Source organism: Ramlibacter sp. PS3R-8, from assembly GCF_037572435.1.
Lineage (GTDB): Bacteria > Pseudomonadota > Gammaproteobacteria > Burkholderiales > Burkholderiaceae_C > Ramlibacter.
The window spans coordinates 928,987-948,361 of the sequence record NZ_JBBHGT010000001.1 but is presented as its reverse complement, the minus strand read 5'-3'; the positions used below and the strand labels follow the sequence as shown (position 1 = coordinate 948,361).

General features: G+C 67.5%; 8 protein-coding genes. 4 read left to right on the top strand and 4 right to left on the bottom strand.

All coding sequences use genetic code 11. The annotated features are described in order from the left end of the window. Nucleotides 1-49 precede the first annotated feature (49 nt). The 4 genes from WG902_RS04415 to WG902_RS04400 form a co-directional block, all read right to left on the bottom strand. Nucleotides 50-11,422 (bottom strand): peroxidase family protein, encoded by an 11,373-nt coding sequence (locus tag WG902_RS04415; protein ID WP_340058716.1) that lies wholly within the window; start codon nt 11,420-11,422, stop codon nt 50-52. 388 nt (nt 11,423-11,810) lie between these two features. Then, complete coding sequence (locus WG902_RS04410) at nt 11,811-12,188, bottom strand: response regulator (RefSeq protein ID WP_340058715.1); 378 nt, start codon at nt 12,186-12,188, stop codon at nt 11,811-11,813. Nucleotides 12,189-12,321: 133 nt separating this feature from the next. Then, nucleotides 12,322-12,978, bottom strand: coding sequence for a response regulator transcription factor (locus WG902_RS04405; RefSeq protein WP_340058714.1), 657 nt, complete (start codon nt 12,976-12,978; stop codon nt 12,322-12,324). Nucleotides 12,979-13,090: 112 nt separating this feature from the next. Continuing rightward, complete coding sequence (locus WG902_RS04400) at nt 13,091-14,044, bottom strand: sensor histidine kinase (protein WP_340058713.1); 954 nt, start codon at nt 14,042-14,044, stop codon at nt 13,091-13,093. Between the two features lie 532 nt (nt 14,045-14,576). Here WG902_RS04400 and ftsH point away from each other — a divergent pair. The 4 genes from ftsH to WG902_RS04380 all read left to right on the top strand — a co-directional run bounded on the left by ftsH (nt 14,577) and on the right by WG902_RS04380 (nt 19,303). Further along, nucleotides 14,577-16,484 (top strand): ATP-dependent zinc metalloprotease FtsH, encoded by a 1,908-nt coding sequence (gene ftsH, locus WG902_RS04395; protein ID WP_340058712.1) that lies wholly within the window; start codon nt 14,577-14,579, stop codon nt 16,482-16,484. Nucleotides 16,485-16,581: 97 nt separating this feature from the next. Next, the gene (gene folP / locus WG902_RS04390; RefSeq protein WP_340058711.1) at nt 16,582-17,433 is read left to right on the top strand and encodes a dihydropteroate synthase; all 852 of its coding nucleotides are present in this window, start codon (nt 16,582-16,584) and stop codon (nt 17,431-17,433) included. Further along, on the top strand, nt 17,430-18,764 hold the full coding sequence (glmM, locus tag WG902_RS04385; protein ID WP_340058710.1) for a phosphoglucosamine mutase: 1,335 nt from the start codon (nt 17,430-17,432) through the stop codon (nt 18,762-18,764). The genes folP and glmM overlap by 4 nt, the downstream gene beginning before the upstream one ends. After that, nucleotides 18,761-19,303 carry an MOSC domain-containing protein gene (locus WG902_RS04380; protein ID WP_340058709.1) on the top strand — a complete coding sequence of 181 codons (543 nt, stop codon included), beginning with the start codon at nt 18,761-18,763 and terminating at the stop codon, nt 19,301-19,303. The genes glmM and WG902_RS04380 overlap by 4 nt, the downstream gene beginning before the upstream one ends. The last annotated feature ends 72 nt before the right edge of the window (nt 19,304-19,375 follow it).

The window sequence follows — 19,375 nt, the reverse complement described above, 5'->3', positions numbered from 1 at the left end:
GCGCCCGCGCGGCCGGCCGCTGCCGGTCCGCGGCGGGTACGACTTCATGTCAGCCCAGCATGAAGTCCTGGGCAGTGATCACGTTCTGGCCGTTCCCGGCGACCGCGAGCACTTCGATGGCGTCGGCGCTGCCCGCAAAGCGAATCAGCGTGTCGAGCTGGCCCGTGTTGTCGATGTTCAGCACCGTGATGGTCACGTTCGTGGCGAAGTTGGCCGCGGTGATGCCGAGCGGCCGCAGGTCCAGCAGGTCCTGTCCGCCGTTCGGGTTCGCATCGAATCCCGTGATCCTGTCGACCCCGAACCCACTCCGGAACACGAAGACGTCGTCCCCGGCGCCGCCGTCCATGGCGTCGTTGCCGGCGCCGCCCTCCATGACGTCGTTGCCGGCGCCCCCCGTGAGGGAGTCTGTGCCTGCGCCGCCATCGAGGCTGTCGACGGCGGCGCCGCCGTCGAGCGCGTCGTTGCCGGCGCCGCCGAGGAGGCGGTCGTCGCCACTGCCGCCGTCAAGCGCGTCGTTGTCGTCGCCGCCGTCCAGCGTATCGTTGTCGTTACCGCCGTTCATTGCGTCGTTGCCGGCGCCGCCGCTCAGCGCGTCGTTCCCCGCGCCGCCGTTGATGGTGTCGTTGCCTCCCTGACCCAGCAGCGTGTCGGCGCCGCCAAGCGCGGTGAGTACGTTCGCCAGCGCATTGCCGGTCCCGACGAAATTGCCTGCGCCGGTGAAGACGAGGTTTTCCACGTTTTCGGACAGCACATAGATGTTCGCGGTGGAGCGCACTTCGTCGGTGCCTTCTCCGGCCCTTTCGACCACCACGTCCAGCTGGTCCTGCACCCCGTAGATGTCGTTGCCAGTGCCGCCCGTCAGCGTGTTGATGCCGGCAGCCCCGGTCAGCGTGTCGTTGCCGCTGCCGCCCACCGCGTTCTCGATACCCGCAATGGAGGTGAACCCCGTGGCGGTGCCCGCCAGGTTCACGACGACCGCCTGCGTGTTGCCCGCGTAATCCAGGGTGTCCGTGCCGCCCTGCAGGTCTGCCACCACCGATTCCACGTCGATCACCGAGCCGCCGTCCACCCCGGTGAGCACGCTGGCGGTGAGGATCACCGCCAGCGTCTCGTCGGCGCCCGTCCCCCTGACGTTCAGCCGGTCGCTGTCGAGGCCGCCGGTGACGACGTCGCTACCGTGGCCCACCTGGTGGTTGATGATGTCGGCACCGTCACCGCCGTTGATCACATCATTCCCATCGCCCCCCTCAAGCGTGTCGTTGCCTATGCCGCCTGCCAGGGAGTCTGCGTCCGAGCCGCCGTCGAGATTGTCGTTGCCGCCGTTGCCATGGAGCGTATCGTTGCCAGCACCGCCAAAAAGCGCGTCGGTGCCGCCGCGACCGAGGAGGGTGTCGTTGCCGCCCAGTCCCGATAGCACGTTGGCCGCGGTGCCGCCGGTGATCACGTTGTTCTCGGCGTTGCCGGTGCCCGCGAAATCGGCGGTGCCGGTATACGTGAGGTTCTCCACGTTGTCCGACAGCGTGTAGCTGCCCGAGGCGGTCCTCACTTCGTCCGCGGCCCCGCCGCCCGCAAGCTCGACCACGACGTCTGCGTTATCCACGACGTAGATGTCGCTGCCATCGCGGCCTGTCAGGGTGTTGACGCCGGCCGCGCCGGCCAGTGTGTCGTTGCCGCTGCCGCCCGCCGCGTTCTCGATGCCGGTGATGGAAGTGAAGCCGGATGCGGTACCTGCCAGGTCAACCGTGATCGCCTCGGTGGTGCCTGCATAGCTCAAGGTGTCCGAGTCGCCCAGCAGGTCGGCGACCACCGACTCGACGTTCGCCACGCGGCTGCCGTCGAACTGCGTGATCAGCCCCGCGGCAAGTACCACCGAAAGCGTGTCGGACAGAGCGGTTCCCCGGATGTTGAGGCGGTCGGTGTCCGCGCCGCCGTCCACATCGTCAGCGCCGTCACCCAGCGTGTATTCGATCGTGTCGTCGCCGGCGCCACCGCGGATCTGGTCCGCGCCAGCACCGCCGGTGAGCGCGTCGTTGCCGGCTCCGCCGTCGATCGCGTCGCCCCCGGCATCGCCCGTGAGCGTGTCGTCGCCGGCGTCGCCCGTGAGCGCGTCGTCGCCCGCTGCGCCGGTGAGCCGGTCGGCCGAATCGCCCCCGCTCAGAGCGTCGTTGCCCTGGCCGCCATCCAGCGCGTCACCATCGACGCCACCCGCCAGCGTGTCATTGCCGCTGCCGCCCACCACGCGCTCCACGCCCGCGATGGTGGTAAAGCCCGAGGCCGTCCCGGCTCCGAGGTTGACCGTCACGCCTTCCGCATTGCCCTCGTAGCTGAGCGTGTCTGCCGCGCCCAGCAGGTTCGCCGTGACGGTTTCGACGCCTGTCACCGTTCCGCCCGCCACGCCAGCGAGCACGCCGCCCGACGTGAGGACCGACAGCAGGTCGCTTCCCGCGGTCCCCAGGATGTTCAGGGTGTCCGCGCCGTTGCCGCCATCGATCGCGTCAGCGCCGTCGCCGATGACATAGCTGATGGTGTCGTTTCCATTGCCGGCCACGATGGTGTCGCTGCCGACGCCGCCATCGAGGAGGTCGCTCCCGCCCAGGCCGATCAGGCTGTCCGCTCCGCCGCCGCCGAAGATGATGTCCTGCCCTTCGGTGCCGGTCAGCGTCTGCGACGCGTCATCGGGGCCGATGAAGTCCCCGGTCACGATGGTCGCCGCCGAGGTAAACGTCTCCGGCTGCCCGGCGTCGTCGACGAAGCTCACGACCACCTGCAACTGCCGGTTCACCTGGTCCTGCGTCGGCGTGAACGTTTCCGTCGTGGCACCGACGATGTCGGTGAACGGCCCGCCGCCGCCGAGCGCGCCTTCCTGCCACTGGAAGCTGAACACCGAGGTGGTGGTGCCGTCCGGATCCGTGACGAGGTTGGTCGCCGTCAGGGCCAGACCCTCCGTGGGCGAGGTGTCCGAAATGGTCAGGGACCCGGTGGGAACCGCGTTGTCCACCGCCGCCGTCGGTTCGGAGAACACGGTTTCCAGCGTGCCATTGGCGTCCTGGTAGATCGCCTTCACCCGCAGCAGCAGCCCGGCCTCGGCCACGCCCGGCCGGAACTTCGTGCCCGTGGCCAGCAGGTCGCCGGCCGGCGTGGTCACGGAGATGTCGTCGAAGATGCCGCTGCCCGGCACCGTTTCGACCTGCCAGAAGTACGAGATCGGGCTCGTGATCGCGCCGGTCGGGTTGTCGCCATCGGTGACGCCGGCTGCGGAGACGGTAATCAATTCGCCCTGCCGAGGCCGGGTGTTGCTGATCTCCAGCAGTCCCATGGGCATCTCGTCCCAGTCGAGCATCACTGCCATGTTGGCGAACTGCAGACGCTCGATGTTGGTCAGGCGGTCGACGCCGTCGATCCCCACCGGCCCGCCGTCGACGCTGTGCGAGACGATCACCGCGCCGGTCAGGGGATCGGTGTCGATCGTGTACTCTTCGATGTTGCCGCGGAACACCACCGTGTCGTAAGCCGGAGCCTGCTGCACCAGGTGGCGGGCGATCTGGAGCTGTCCGGGGGCGATCGCGCCGGAGAACACGTCGTCGATCAGTTCGCGCATGTCGTGCGCCATCCCGACCTCCGGCCCGGTGCCATCACGGTTCGCGCGCACGCTGATGTACACGTCCAGCGCCATGTCGCCGTCGATGAGGTCGTCGCCCCCGTTGCCCTGCAGGATGTCGCTGCCGCCGCCGCCGAGGATGATGTTGCCGCCGTCGAAGAAGGTCTTGTCCAGCCCGACGAACTCGTGCAGGCCCTCGATCAGGTCGAAGTTCCTCAGCACGCTGCCGTTGGCGCCGGCCGCCGCAAGCGCGTCGGCGCCGGCCTCGTCGCCGATCAGCACGTCGCTGAAGGCGGAGCCGCTCATGCCTTCGGTCAGCGAGAAGCGCGTCTGCGTCTGCGCCAGGGAGCCGGGCAGGATGTTCGCGGTGTTGGAGATGCGCAGGTTCATGTCCGCGTACGCGCCCTGCGTCGGGTGGGCGAAGGACGCCCAGTCGAAGCCGGAGAAGCCGGCGTAGCGGTCCACCTGGCCGCCCATGCCGATCATGATGTCGTCGCCGCCTTCGCCGTCCATGCGGTCGGCCACGCCGCCACCCATGAAGACGTCGTTGCCGGGGATGAGGTCGCGGCTCAGGACGTCGAAGTTGTCGCCCGCGGCGCCGTCCGCGTTGCCTTCCTGGATCCAGTCGTCACCCTCGTTGCCGAAGGTGAATTCGTTGCCCTTGCCGGCCAGGATGAAGTCGTTGCCGGGCCCGGGGATGATTTCAGTCGCGTCGTTGCCGCCGACGATGAAGTCGTTCCCGTGGCCGCCGATCACCAGTTCGATGCCGCTGCCGCCATGGATGGCGTCGTTGCCGTCGCCGCCCTGCAGGTTGTCGTCGCCGAACAGGTTGGTGATGATGTCGTCGCCGGCGCCGCCGCGGATCTGGTCGTTGCCCGTGCCGCCGTCAAGGCGGTCGTTGCCTTCGTCGCCCCAGAGGGTGTCGTCGCCCTCGCTGCCGATCAACGTGTCATTGCCGGACGAGCCTCCCAGGACGACGTGTTCCACGCCGGTGTACTGGAGGAACCCGTCGCCGCGGATCACGTCGCCCTCGGGGTCGCCTCGGCCGCCGTCCAGGCCCGTGTACTGCTTCAAGGGGTCCACTTCCAGCGTGAAGGCCGGCGTGCTGAACACCAGCCCGGACAAGTGCGTCACGTCGGTGTTCGCCATGATCAACCGTGCGAAGCTGTTGCCTTCGAGTTCCGAGTTGAAGTTCAGGCTGGCGGTGCGCTCCAGGTAGTAGAAGCGGTCGGCGTTCTGCAGGTTCTCCAGCTGGGTCTCGAACACGAAGTTGAAGGTGGACCCGAGGAGGCCGCCGAACGGCGTCTGCTTCTCGGCCAGGCCGCCGATCCACAGGTCGATGTCGTCGACGCCGGTCGTGGTCGCGCCGCTCGCCAGGTTGGCGTAGGCACCGGTGCTGTTCAGGAACGCGAACCGGTCCGCCTCGTCGGCGACGAAGATGCGCTCCTGGTCGGTCCCGGCATTGATCACGGCGCTGCCGCCGAGGACCAGCGCCACCGCGACCGCGCGGCGGTCCGCGAGGGTGTCGACGTCGGCCGCGGCCAGTTCCGCGTGCCTGCCGTAGGACGCGATGAAGTTGACCAGCGAGGCCTCGTGCTTCAGGTGGCCCGCCAGGTCAGCCCAGCTCGTGTACGGCTTGAGGTTGGCGTCGCCCGTCATCGCGTAGAACTCGGCGCGCGACTGGTTCAGGGTGGGCACGCCGGCATCGCGGCCGCGCACCATGTTGATCGCGGGCAGGTCGAGGGGCAGGCCCAGCAGGTTGTTGCGCAGCGCCTCTGTCACGAACTCGTCGATCTCGTTGCCCACCTGGCGGGTGAGGCCGCGGATGATGGTGCTGGCCGCCTCGGTGTCGTTGTCGGCGCCGCCCCCGCCGCTGGCGGTGAACTCCAGCGGGTTCAGGAACGCGGCGATCAGCCCGAGCTGCTTGTCGCCATGGACCATGTTGAAGTCCGCATCGAAGCGGTCCACGGTCTCGGTCAGCATCGAGTGCCCGAACCGGTACACCACGTGCGCGAACTCGGCAACGATGGCAGGATTGATGTCGGACTCGTAGTTCTGGCCTTCGGGCAGGAACGGGTCGATGTTCGGCTGCACGCGGCGGGCGAATTCCTCGAACACCAGGTGCTGGTACTGCATCTCGGTGACGAAGCGGGCTGCCTGGAACAGGCGCTCGCCGTTCCAGGACTCGTCGGGCGTGCCGACGTCCAGCTTCCACTGGGCGACGAAGTCGGGATCGTTGGAGGCGACGACCAGGTCCTTGATGTAGTCCACCAGCCGGTTGTGTTCGGCGTGGAAGATGAAGTGCACGGTGGTCAGGCCGATGTTCTCGTTGCCGCGCCCGTCGCCGGTGAGGAAGTGCTTGTCCAGCAGCTCGTCGTCGTACACCGGGTTCTGGCCGCCGGGGCCGGGGATGATCACGTTGCCGGCAACGTGGTCTCCATCCGGCGCGAGATGGCCGCTGGCGTCGAACACCGGCGCGGCGTTGTGCGCGATGTCGTTCAGGAAGGCGTGGCCCGTGCGGCCGGCCGTCGTCGGATGGCCGTCGATGTCCGGCAGGTTGTGGATGTCCAGCCCGCCGGCGACGCCTTCCACGAGCCCGTTGTTGGTGACGAGCTGCGCGAAGCCATGGGGCCCGGGGATGAACTTGCCGTACAGGTCCGTGGCGATGAGGGGCACGTCCAGCACGTCGGCGTCGTTCAGCAGGAGGCCCAGGTACTGGGCGGCCTGCGCCTTGACCTCGGCCCAGTTGCCGATGCCGCCGTTCGCGCCGTCGAGCAGCCGGCCGGTGGCGACCGTGTGGCCCGCCGCGTTGGTCGTGTACTCGCGCAGGAATACCTGGTGCGAGGCATGCGACGTGTACGTCTGGTTCTGGTCGACGAAGGGCGTCGTCTCGTTGTTGTGGAAGTGCTTGTCGTCGGACGTGCCGAAGATGCCGTCGTCGCCGGCTTGCACCGCGGTGTTGTCCGCGCGCGTGAGCAGCATGAAGCGCTGCTGCACCGGCAGGTCGTCCGAGGTGCCGAATTCACCGTCGGCGCCGGCCACCAGCGGGTCGTCCGCCTCGAGCGGCACGAAGATGACGCCGTTGTTGCCCTTGTCGACGAGGTCCAGTCCGTGGTCGAAGAACTGGCCGAAGAAGGTGAACCAGGCGTTGAAGGGCGAGGACAGCCCGGCGTCCGGCGCGACGTTGGGGATGAAGAACACTTCCCGGTCGTCCTCCGTGCCGAACAGGCCGTCCAGGCCCGGGCTCACGACCGGTGTGGCGCCGTCATTGGCGCCGACCGCCGCAGGGTTGGTCTCCGTCTGGTCGACCACCAGGTTGGAGATGATGCGCGGGTCGTTGTCCACGACGTTCGCGCCGGGCCCGCTGGTGGCGTAGTTGGTGTTGGTGATGCCGAAGAAGTTGTCGCCGTCGCCGTCGTCGCGGAAGATCTGGTCGATCAGCATCGGGAAGTCCTGGTCGGACGCGCCGAAGAACTCCTGGCCGTCCAGCAGGTTGTTGTACGAGCCGTCCACGGTGCGCAGGCCCCAGGGCAGGCGCGTGTTGGGGATCAGGTCGCGCAGCGCCACCGGGTCGTGTCCATAGGCGTTCGAGTTCGCTTCGCCAATCAGGATCTGGTCGAGGATGAACTGCAGGTCGGACCGGATCAGGTGGACGCCGGGCGTGGCGACGTCACTCTCGGCGGGCAGGACACCGGGTGGCGGCGGGGGCGCCACGGCCCCCGTGACCGGGTCGGTGGGCGCGGAGTAAACGTTCTCCAGCACGCCATGGCCGTCCAGGTACACCGCCCGCACGCGCAGCGCGAGCCCGTCCTGGGCCGCGGTCACCGTGAAGGTCGGGCCGGTCGCGGACTCGCGGTTGCCGAGCACCGCCGTCACGATGTCATCGAAGACACCGGAACCGGGGACGCTTTCGACCTGCCAGAAATACGCGATCCGCGAACCGGCGATCGAGCCGCCGTTGTCCGCGTCTTCAATGCCGGCCGAAGAAACGGTAAGGACCTGGTTGACTTGAGGCGTGCCATCGTTCAGCGACAACAAGCCGGTGGGGCCTTCGTTCCCGGCGGCCAGCACCATGGCCTGGTCGTTGAACTGCAGCCGCTCGACGTTGCGCACGGTGTCGATCCCGTCGCTGAAGTTCGGCCGCAGCGGACGGGCGTGGTCGACCAGGAAGCCGCCGTCCGCCAGCGGCGTGATGTCGTACTCGTCGAGGTTCCCCGAGAACATCGCCGTGTCGTAGTTGAATTCGCCGTTGCCCGGCAGGATCTCGCGCACGATCTGCAGCTGGCCGGGGTTGTAGCGGCCGGCGAGCATGTCCGGAACGAGGGGGATCATGCTGTCCTCGCTGCGGATCTCCGCCCCGGTCCCGTCGCTGTTCTCGCGAACGCTGATGCGCACGTTCAGCCAGCGATCCCCGTCGATGATGTCGTTGTCGCCGCGTCCTTCCAGCAGGTCGCTGCCGTCGCCGCCGAGGATGATGTTGCCGGAATTGAAGAACGTCGCTCCGTCGCCAAGGAGCTCCTGCAGCCCGTCGTACAGTCCGACGTTCTCGAGCGTCTGGTCCAGCGCCGGAATGCCGACCACCACGTGGGCCAGCAGGTCGCTGTCGCCGCGCAGGTAATCGGAGTTGTGGGAGCCGGAGAGGCCTTCCACCTCGGCGAAGCGGTCCATGATGCCCTGGTTGGAGGGCGTGGGCGGGAGCTCGGCCCGCGCATTGATGAAGAGGTCGCCGGTCACGCCGAACGGGTCGTTCGCGTAGCTGGCCCAGTCGAACTGCCCGCCGCCGGTCCAGTTCTCCTGCCCGTCGGACATCACCATGATGTCGTCGCCGCCTTCGCCTTCGCCTTCGTCGAAGCCCTCGCCGGTGATGAACACGTCGTTGCCGCGGATCGTGCCCATCCCCTTCGGGTCGAAGTTGTCGCCGCCGGCGCCGTCCTGCGTCCCGATCTCGATCCAGTCGTCGCCTTCGTTGCCGAGGGTCGGCAGATTCAGCTTGGAGCCGAGGATGAAGTCGTTGCCCGTCCCGCCGAAGGTGGTGGAGATGTCCTCGCCGGTGATGATGAAGTCGCTGCCGTCGCCACCGAACAGGTTTTGCGGAGCAAGCAGCCCGCCGGGGCCGCCGTGGATGACGTCGTTGCCCTCGTCGCCGTGGATGACGTCGTCGCCGCCGGCGTCGGTGATGATGTCGTCACCGGCGCCGCCGCGAAGGATGTCGTTGCCGTAGCCGCCTTCGATGCGGTCATTGCCTTCGTCGCCGTAGAGGGTGTCGTCGCCCTCGCTGGAGATGAGCGTGTCGTCTTCGCCGGTGCCGCCCAGGACGACGTGGTCCGGACCCGTGTAGCGCAGGTAATGCATGCCGCGGTCCGACGCTACGGGGCCGTCCCGGATCACGAGCGGCTGCAGTTCGGTCCCGCCTTCGGGATCCGCCCGTCCGTCCTCTCCAAGTCCCGTGAACTGCTTCGTCGGATCGACTTCGAGGGTGAGCCCGGGTGTCGCGAACACGTCGCCCGGCAGGTGCGTGGCATCCGTGTTGAGCATCACCAGGTTGGCGAAGCTGTTGTTCTCGAGTTCGGTGCCGAAGTGCAGTCCGGCGGTGCGCGAGAGATAGTAGAAGCGGTCGCCGTTCTGCAGGCTTTCCAGCTGGTTCTCGAAGATGAAGTTGAAGGTCGATCCCAGCATGCCGCCGAAGGGCATCTGCTTCTCGGCGAGGCCGCCGATCCACAGGTCGATGTCGTCCACGCCGGTGACGGTGCGGCCATCGGCCTCGTTCGCGTAGTCGCCGGTGCCGTTCAGGAAATCGAGGCGGTCGGCGGGCGAGTCGGCGCCGCCGAAGACCAGCGCCGCCGCCGCGGCGCGCTTGTCCGCGACCGTGGTGGCGGCGAGGATGCTCCCGTGCAGGCCGTACGCCGCGATGAAGTTGACGACGGAGGCCTCGTGCTTCAGGTTCAGCGCCAGGTCGAGCCAGCTCGTGTACGGCTTGAGCTCGCTGGCGGCGACCCCCGTCGCCGCATTCTCCAGCGCCTGGTTGTACATCTCGCGCCGCGCTTCGTTCAGCGACGGCACACCCGTGTCCCGCCCGCGCGCGATGTTGATGGCCGCGAGGTCGAGCGGCAGGCCCAGCAGGGTGTTGCGCACCGCGTCGGTCACGAACTCGTCGATCTCGTTGCCGACCTGGCGCGTCATGCCGCGCACCACGGCCCCCGCGGCCTGGTCGGCCGTCAGGGCACCGTCGTTGTCGAACGCGACCGGGTTCAGGAAGGCGTCGAGCAGCGAGAGGCTCTCGTCGTTGAACTGGGCGTCGAACCGGTCGACGGACGACGTCAGCATCGTGTGGCCGACGCGGAAGACCGCGTGCGCGAATTCGCCGACGATGGCCGGATTGATCGTGACGTCGTAGCCTTCCGGAGCCAGGAATTCGTCGATGTTCGGATCCATCTTGCGCGCGAATTCCTCGAACACCAGGTGCTGGTACTGCATCTCGGTGGCGAAGCGCGCGGCCTGGAAGAGCCGCTCGCCGTTCCACGAGCCGTCGGGCAGCTGCCAGGCAGCGATGACGGCCGGGTCTCCGCTCGCGAGCAGCGTTTCCTTGATGGCGTCGATCTGCCGGTTGTGTTCCGCGTGGAAGACGTGGTGCACCGAAGTCAGTGCGATGTTCTCGTTGCCGCGGCCATCGCCGGTGATGAAGTGGCGGTCCAGCAGCTCGTCGTCGTACTTGCCGGCGTCCGGCGGGCCGTCGTTGATCTGGTCGTCGGCGTCGGCAGTGAGCACCTGGCCCCTGTCGTTGATCGGGGCGGCGGAGTGCGCGATGTCGTTCAGGAACGCATGGCCGGCGCGCAAGGCGAGGCTGGCGTCGACGAACGTGCCTTCGCTGCCGGACAGGGTGGGCGGCGGATGGCCGCCGCCGGTCACGATCTGGGGAAATCCGTCGGGCCCCGGGACGAAGTTGCCGTACGGGTCCGTCAGCACCAGCGGCAGGTTCAGGACGTCGAGGTCGTCGAGGTCGATGTGCAGGATGTCGTGCGCCTGCGCCTTCACGTCGGCCCATGTGGGCAGCCCGCCGTTCACGCCATCGAGCAGCCTGCCGGTGGCCTCCGGCAGCCCGTCGGCATCCAGCACGTACTCGCGCAGGAAGACCTGGTGCGAGGGATGCGAGGTGTAGGTCTGGTTCTGGTCGACGAAGGGGGTGGTGGCGTTGGTCGGATTGCCGTCCGCGTCCTTGGTGACGCGCGCGACGACCATGAAGTTGCTCGGGCTGCCCTCCACGTACAGCGGGTCGTCCGGCTGCAGCGGCATGACGATGACCTCGGTGGAGCTCTTGTTCACGAGATCGAGCCCGTGGTCGAAGAACTGCCCGAAGAACGTGAACCAGGAGTTGAATGGCGCGGAGAGGCCGGCGTCTGGCGCGACGTTCGGGATCGTCAGCAGCGTGCCGGCGGGGATGACGGTGCCCTCCGCATCGAGCAGGGCGCCGTCGGACTCCCGGATGCTGCCGAGCCCGCCATCCACGAACGCCTGCACCGCGGCGGGGTTGTCGCTGGTCATGTCGGCGACCAGGTTGCTGATGATGCGGGGCTGCGCGTCGTACACCCAGCCGCCGGCGCCGTACGCCCCCGGAGGATCGGGCGGGACGAGCGTCGGGAAGGGCTGGTCGGACGCGCCGAGCAGCGGGTCCACCAGGCTGTTGTTCGAGCCGTCGACGGTGCGCAGGCCGACGGGCGCAAACACGTCGGGCACCAGCGACAGGAGATCGGCACCGGCGGCGTGGGCCTCGGCGATCAGGATCTGTTGTTGGATGAATTCCAGGTCTGACAGGTTCAACGTAGCCATGCGAATCTCCTGAGGAGGCGGTGAAGGAAGGCGCGGACTGGACTGGCACAGGCAATGCTTGTCCGCGCTCGCCGCTTTCGCGGCGGGCTGTCACTGGTGCCGACGGGGTCGGCTGCGGGTGGGAGGAAAGGCTAGGAGTTCAGGCCGCGCCATCGCAGGCGCGGGGAGGCCTTGCCACGGCAGCCGTGCACGCGTGGGCGTGCGGCGTGCGCACGAGCGGCGTTCTGTTGTGCGTTCATCTGACCTCCTCCAGGGCCGTGCAGGGCAGCGGCTCTTGTTGGGTCAAAGCGTAAAGGGCGCGACCTTGTGTTGCACATGCGGTGAAGGCTGTAATCGCCGGATACGTAGTGGGTACAGCAAGCCTGCGCACCCGCGCTGCGCGCCTCGCCTATCCGCGTGTGACGGACTGCAGGACGGATTCGACGACCGCCAGGATGTCGGAGGCCGTCGCCTCGCCCTTGTCCAGGAACAGGTCCGCACCGCTCTCGAAGGCCGCGCTCCGGTACTCCGGCAGCGCATAGTTGCTGATCACGCAGACGATGCAGCGCGGACACGCCTCCTTGATCGCCTTCATCAGGGCGAATCCGCTTCCATTCTGCAGGCGCAGGTCCACGAAGACCAGGTCGTGTGCGGGGGACAGCGCCTGCGCCAGGCCGTCCGCCTCGCTTGGTGCCTCCGCGACTTCGACGGCCGGAAACCGGTCCGCCAGCAGGGAGCGCAGCGTGGCGCGATAGCCTGGGTTGTCGTCGACGATCAGGACCTTCATGAGCCGAGGGTAGGAAGCGGCTCCGCCTGCCGCAATACAGGTGACGCCGTAGAAGGCCGGCGCGGGCACGCATGGGTCCGCGCTTCATCCCACAAGTGGACGCATGGCGCTGTTGCCCGCTCGAACTGCGGGCTCAGTTCTGGACGAGCCCTTTCTGGATCGCGTAGCTTGTGAGCATCGCGGAGTTGTGCAGGTCCAGCTTGCGCATCAGGTTGGACCGGTGCTTTTCCACGGTCTTGGTGCTGAGGGAGAAGTACTTGGCGATCGACTTGTTCGAGTGTCCCTCTCCGATCAGCTTGAGGATCTCGCGTTCGCGGTGCGTGAGCAGGTCCCACGGCGTGGTGGCCCGCACTGACGCGCCGCTGTTCACGTAGCCGTTGATCACGCCGCCCGACACATCCGGGCTGAGGTAAGTCTTGCCGTTCAGGATGCTCTTGACAGCAATGAGCAGTTCCTCGTGCGTCCCCTCCTTGAGCATGTAGCCGTCCGCGCCGGCGCGCAGGCTGGCAAGGATGTACTCGTCCGCCCTGTGCATGGTGAGCACCAGCAGCCGCACGCCGGGAGAGCGGCGCTTGAGGTCGACGATGGTCTCGATGCCGTTCATGCCGGGCATGGAGATGTCCATCAGGACGAGTTCCGGCATCGTCGCCGCCACGCTCCGGATCGCGTCGTGGCCGTTGCCCGCTTCGCCGACCACCTCGAGGTCCGGGACCTGGGACAGCAGTGCTCGCAAGGCGCTGCGCAGCAGCGCGTGGTCATCCACGATGAAGATGCGGTGCTTCCGGTTCATCGTTTACCCTTGGTGCCTGAGAGCCGCGCTACGCGTGCGCTACCTTAAGCCTGTCTGGCGCCAACCCGGATGGAGCGAGCACGGTAGGTGCCCCTCAGCAATTCACTGTATTTCAGTGACGCGGAAGCTTCGCCTCCGGCCAGGAGATGGAGATGGTGGTCCCGTCGCCGGGTGCCGAGTGCAGCCGGTAGGACGCGCCCGAGACCCTGGCGCGTTCCCGCATGCTCAGCAGCCCTCGGCCCGCCCCATCGCGCTGGCTGGCGCGGGCGGCGTGCGGATCGAAACCGCAACCGTCGTCCTCGATCGACAACCGCAAGGTTCCGCCTTCGCGCCAGAGCCGCACCTGGACGAAACCCGCGTTGGCATGCTTGGTGACGTTATGCAGCGCCTCCTGGAGGATGCGGAACACAGTGACGTGCAGCGGCCGGGGCACATCGTGCTCGGCGACCTTGATCGTGCGTACCAGCACGACTCCGGCACTCGCACTTTCGAACTCGCGGAAGAACCAGGACAGAGTCGGCAGCAGCCCCAGATCCTCCAGCATGGGCGGACACAACTCCATGGCGACGTGCCGTACTTCGGCCAGCGCTTCGTCGATGCGGGGACGCAACTGGCGTAGGGCCTCCTCGGCCTCCTTCGCCGCGCCTTGCGCCATCAGGCGCGCCGACTTTTCCGCCGAGAGCTTCAGCAGGCTGAGGGATTGTCCGATGCCGTCGTGCAGGTCGAAGGCGATGCGCCGGCGCTCATTTTCCTGCGCGGAGATCAGCAACTCCCCCAGGGCCCGCCGGCTGCTTGCGGCAGTCCGCAAGCGCGGCAGCCGGACGTCGGCCAGGTCGCGCCCGGCGCTGACCAGGTGTTCCCAGGTGCGCACCCACGGTTCGCTCATGCCGCCCCGCCTTTCATCCACCTCTGGCTCGGCGAGGGGATCCGCGTGGCGCGGCGAGGCGGCGTGGCCGAAAGCAGCCTGTGCGTACGGCACAGCTGCCTCGCGTGTCGCAGGTGTGAACGCGAAGCGGAACAAGCCGGGCCAGCCCATGTGAACGACAAGCTGCCACTTTTCTCTCATCACGGGCTCCTTCCGTGTCATGTGGAACCGGTTTCGTCGTGCGCGGTGCAGGACCACCGATCCTTTTGCATTAAGGGGAATCTTTATAGACCTGTGTATTTCGGTAAGCAAATGCTGTGTTGCATCGGGACGCCAGGAAAGTGGGTGCATCGGGTTGCCGATGATGGTGAAAGTCGCATCTCGACCCAACGTGTGCCAACAATGGGGCAGAGTGCCGCGGGAAGCTTTTTCCGGGGCAGCGAGCTAACCCAGGCGCCCGGAGGGCGGCCCATTTTCTCGAACAAATGGCAGCTGATACTTACAATAGGATTCAACTTGGCTGCATCTGCGGGGTCGGGGGCAAACGTAGCGCGTGTTGGGCGGGTCCGATTGTCCGGAGGACCCGAACCGTGCGTGTTCCCTGACGCGGCCACGGCGCCGCCTCCTATGGAGCCCATGGCGAGAAATAGATCGTTCCACCCATTGAAACCCCTAGAATGAGCGGCACCTGCCCCCGTACATGGGCTGCATGGGCCCAACCCGGAGATTCAGTTTGAACAATCAGTGGTTTTCGAAGATCGCCGTCTGGCTGGTGATCGCCCTGGTGCTATTCACCGTATTCAAGCAATTCGATACCCGTGGCGCCGCCGGCGCTTCCGTGGTCGGCTACTCCGACTTCCTGGAGCAGGTGCGCAACAAGCAGATCAAGAACGCGGTCATCCAGGAGGGCCAGGGCGGCACCGAGATCGTCGCCATCACCAACGATGACCGCAAGGTTCGCACCACTGCCACTTACCTCGACCGCGGCCTGGTCGGCGACCTGATCAACAACGGCGTCAAGTTCGACGTCAAGCCGCGCGAAGAGGGCTCCCTGCTCATGACCCTGCTGGTCAGCTGGGGCCCGATGCTCCTGCTGATCGGCGTATGGATCTATTTCATGCGGCAGATGCAGGGTGGCGGCAAGGGCGGCGCCTTCAGTTTCGGCAAGAGCAAGGCGCGGATGCTCGACGAGAGCAGCAACCAGATCACTTTCGCGGACGTCGCCGGTTGCGACGAGGCCAAGGAAGAGGTCAAGGAAGTCGTCGACTTCCTGAAGGACCCGCAGAAATTCCAGAAGCTCGGCGGACGCATTCCGCGCGGGCTGTTGCTGGTCGGGCCTCCGGGCACCGGCAAGACGCTGCTGGCCAAGGGCATCGCGGGCGAGGCCAAGGTCCCGTTCTTCTCGATCTCCGGCTCCGACTTCGTCGAGATGTTCGTCGGCGTGGGCGCGGCCCGCGTGCGCGACATGTTCGAGAACGCCAAGAAGAACGCCCCCTGCATCATCTTCATCGATGAAATCGACGCGGTGGGCCGCCAGCGCGGCGCCGGGCTCGGCGGCGGCAACGACGAGCGCGAGCAGACCCTCAACCAGATGCTGGTCGAGATGGACGGCTTCGAGACCAACCTGGGCGTGATCGTGGTCGCCGCCACCAACCGCCCGGACATCCTGGACGCCGCGCTGCTGCGCCCCGGCCGTTTCGACCGCCAGGTCTACGTGACGCTGCCGGACATCCGCGGCCGCGAGCAGATCCTCAACGTCCACATGCGCAAGATCCCGATCGGCCAGGACGTCGCCCCGGGCATCATCGCCCGCGGCACCCCCGGCATGTCCGGCGCCGACCTCGCCAACCTCTGCAACGAGGCCGCGCTGATGGCCGCCCGCCGCAGTGCCCGCGTGGTGGAGATGCAGGACTTCGAGAAGGCGAAGGACAAGATCATCATGGGCCCGGAGCGCAAGTCCATGGTCATGCCGGAAGAGGAACGCCGCAATACCGCGTACCACGAGTCCGGCCATGCCATCCTGGGCAAGCTGCTGCCCAAGTGCGACCCGGTGCACAAGGTCACCGTCATTCCGCGCGGCCGGGCGCTGGGCGTGACCATGAGCCTGCCGGCACAGGACCGCTACAGCTACGACCGCGAATACATGCTCAGCCAGATCAGCATGCTGTTCGGCGGCCGCATCGCCGAAGAAGTGTTCATGAACCAGATGACCACCGGCGCTTCCAACGACTTCGAGCGCGCCACGCACATCGCCCGCGACATGGTGATGCGCTACGGCATGAGCGATGCCCTGGGCCCGATGGTGTACGCGGAGAACGAGGGCGAGGTGTTCCTGGGCCGCTCGGTGACCAAGACCACGAACATCAGCGAATCGACCATGCAGAAGGTCGATGCGGAAGTGCGCCGCATCATCGACCAGCAGTACGGGCTCGCCCGTCGCCTGATCGAGGACAACAAGGACAAGATGCACGCGATGGCCAAGGCGCTGCTGGAATGGGAAACCATCGACAGCGACCAGATCGACGACATCATGGCCGGCAAGGACCCGCGTCCTCCCAAGGACTTCACGCCGCGCCCGGGCAATTCCGGTGGGACGGGTGGGCCTACGGTCGGTGCGGATCCGGCACCCAACGCCGCGTAAATTCCTGCTTGTTCTGGTAAGGGCCCCGTCGGGGCCCTTTTCATTTCACGGCGCCGTTCTGCGCCTTTTTCATGCCGTGCTGACGCACAATCCCCGCATGCAGTGGCAGACATCGCGGTTCCAGATCGACCTGGCCCAGCCTCGGGTGATGGGGATCGTCAACGTGACGCCGGACTCCTTTTCGGACGGCGGCAGCTTCGGCAGCTCGCGGGCTGCGCTGGACCACTGCGAGCAACTGGTGCGCGACGGGGCGCACATCCTCGACATCGGCGGCGAGTCGAGCCGTCCGGGGACGCCGCCCGTGCCGCTGGATGAAGAACTCGCGCGCGTGCTGCCGGTGGTCAAGGACGCGGTGCGCCTGGGCGTGCCCATTTCGGTGGACACGTACAAGCCCGAGGTGATGCGCGCGGTGCTGGAACTTGGCGTGGACATCGTGAACGACATCCGGGCGCTGCGAGAGCCGGGCGCGGTCGATGCGGTGGCGCGGCATGCGCACTGCGGTGTCTGCCTGATGCACATGCATGGCGAGCCGCAAACGATGCAGCGCGCGCCCATGGAAGGCGACGCGGTGCCGCAGGTGCTGGCGTTCCTGCGCGAGCGCACGCAGGCGCTGCGCGAACGCGGCGTCGCCGGCGTCCGCATCTGCTGGGACGCGGGCATCGGCTTCGGCAAGACCGTGGAACAGAATTTCGCCTTGCTGGCGCGCCAGCGGGAACTGCTCGGCGATGGCTTCCCGCTGCTGGCCGGCTGGTCGCGCAAGTCCTCGCTGGGCACGGTGTCGGGCGAGCCGCCCCCGCGGCTGGTGTCCAGCGTGGCGGCGGCCTTGCTGGCGGTGGAACGAGGTGCGCGCATCGTGCGGGTGCACGACGTGCGCGAGACGGTGGCGGCCCTGAAGGTGTGGGCCGCCGCGCAATCCGCCCTGGACGGGCACGCAGGAACCAAGACATGAGCAGAACCTATTTCGGCACCGACGGCATCCGCGGCACGGTGGGCGAAGCCCCCATCACTCCCGACTTCGTGCTGCGTCTCGCGCACGCCGTGGGCCGTGTCCTGCGGCGCACCGAGGACCGACCGACGGTGTTGATCGGCAAGGACACCCGCATCTCGGGCTACATGCTCGAAAGCGCGCTCGAGTCCGGCTTCAACTCCGCCGGCGTCGATGTCGTGCTGCTCGGCCCCCTGCCGACGCCCGGCGTGGCCTACCTCACGCGGGCGCAACGGGCGAGCCTGGGCGTCGTCATCAGCGCCAGCCACAACCCGTTCCCCGACAACGGCATCAAGTTCTTCAGCGCCCACGGCACCAAGCTGCCGGACCAGTGGGAGCTGGACGTGGAGGCTGCGCTGAAGGAGCCGCCGCAGTGGGCGGACTCGCCTTCGCTGGGGCGCGCGCGGCGCCTGGACGATGCGGCGGGCCGCTACATCGAATTCTGCAAGAGCACGTTTGCCCACGAGCTGACGTTGAAGGGCATGAAGATCGCCGTGGACTCGGCGCACGGCGCCGCGTACCACATCGCGCCCAAGGTGTTCCACGAACTCGGCGCGGAAACGTTCTGCATCGGCTGCTCGCCCGACGGCCTGAACATCAACGACAACGTCGGGGCCACGCACCCGGAGGCGCTGGTCGCCGCCGTGCACGCCAACCGGGCGGACTTCGGCATCGCGCTCGATGGCGACGCCGACCGCCTGCAGATGGTGGACGCGCAAGGCCGGCTGTTCAACGGCGACGAGCTGTTGTACCTGATCGTGATGGACCGCCTGGCCCAGGGCCAGCGCGTGCCCGGCGCCGTCGGGACGCTGATGACGAACATGGCCGTCGAAGTGGCCTTGAAGCGGCAGGACGTGCAGTTCGTGCGCGCCAAGGTCGGTGACCGCTACGTGCTGGAGGAACTGGAAAAGCGCGGCTGGCTGCTCGGCGGCGAGGGCTCGGGCCACCTGCTTTGCCTGGACAAGCACACCACCGGCGACGGCCTGATCAGCGCGCTGCAGGTGCTGAACGCCTGCGCCCGCAGCGGCAGGACGATGGCGCAGTTGCTGGAGGGCGTGACCCTGTTCCCGCAGACGTTGATCAACGTGCGGCTGCAACCGGGCCAGGACTGGAAGAAGAATGCGAAGCTGCCCGTCGAGACCGAGAAGCTGGAGCGGGAGCTGGCGGGCAACGGACGGGTGCTGATCCGCGCCAGCGGGACCGAGCCGGTGCTGCGCGTGATGGTCGAAGCCAGCGATGAACAGGCGGCCCGCCAGGGCGCGGAGCGGCTGGCGGACGTGGTGCGGGCAGGATGACGGGTCGGGTCCTCGCGGTCCACCGCAGCAGCAGCCACGACTTCAGCAAGCACCCGGAAGACGCCATCACCCTGGTCGAGGGACTGGGCGTCGAGGGTGACGCCCACGCCGGCCGGACCGTGAAGCATCGCTCGCGCGTGGCGCGCGATCCGGCGGCGCCCAACTTGCGCCAGGTGCACCTCCTGCAGTCCGAACTCTTCGACGAACTCATTGCCCGGGACCATCCGGTGTTTGCCGGCGACCTGGGGGAAAACGTGACCACCCGCGGCATCGACCTGCTGGCCTTGCCGGCGGGCACCGTGCTGCAACTCGGGGACACCGCGCAAGTGGAAGTCACTGGCTTGCGCAACCCCTGCAGCCAGATCGACCGGTTCCAGCGCGGGTTGATGGCCGCCGTGCTCGATCGCGATGCACAAGGGCATCTGGTGCGCAAGGCCGGTGTGATGGCGGTGGTGCGCCGCGGCGGCATCGTGCGGCCCCAGGATGCGATCCAGGCTCATCTGCCGCCAACGCCCCACAAAGCCCTGGAACCCGTGTAACGCGCAGTTACCCAGGCGTGGCATTCCGGCAACTGGCCCGGGACGGTCGCCGACCGCTGGTGGTGCCCCCGC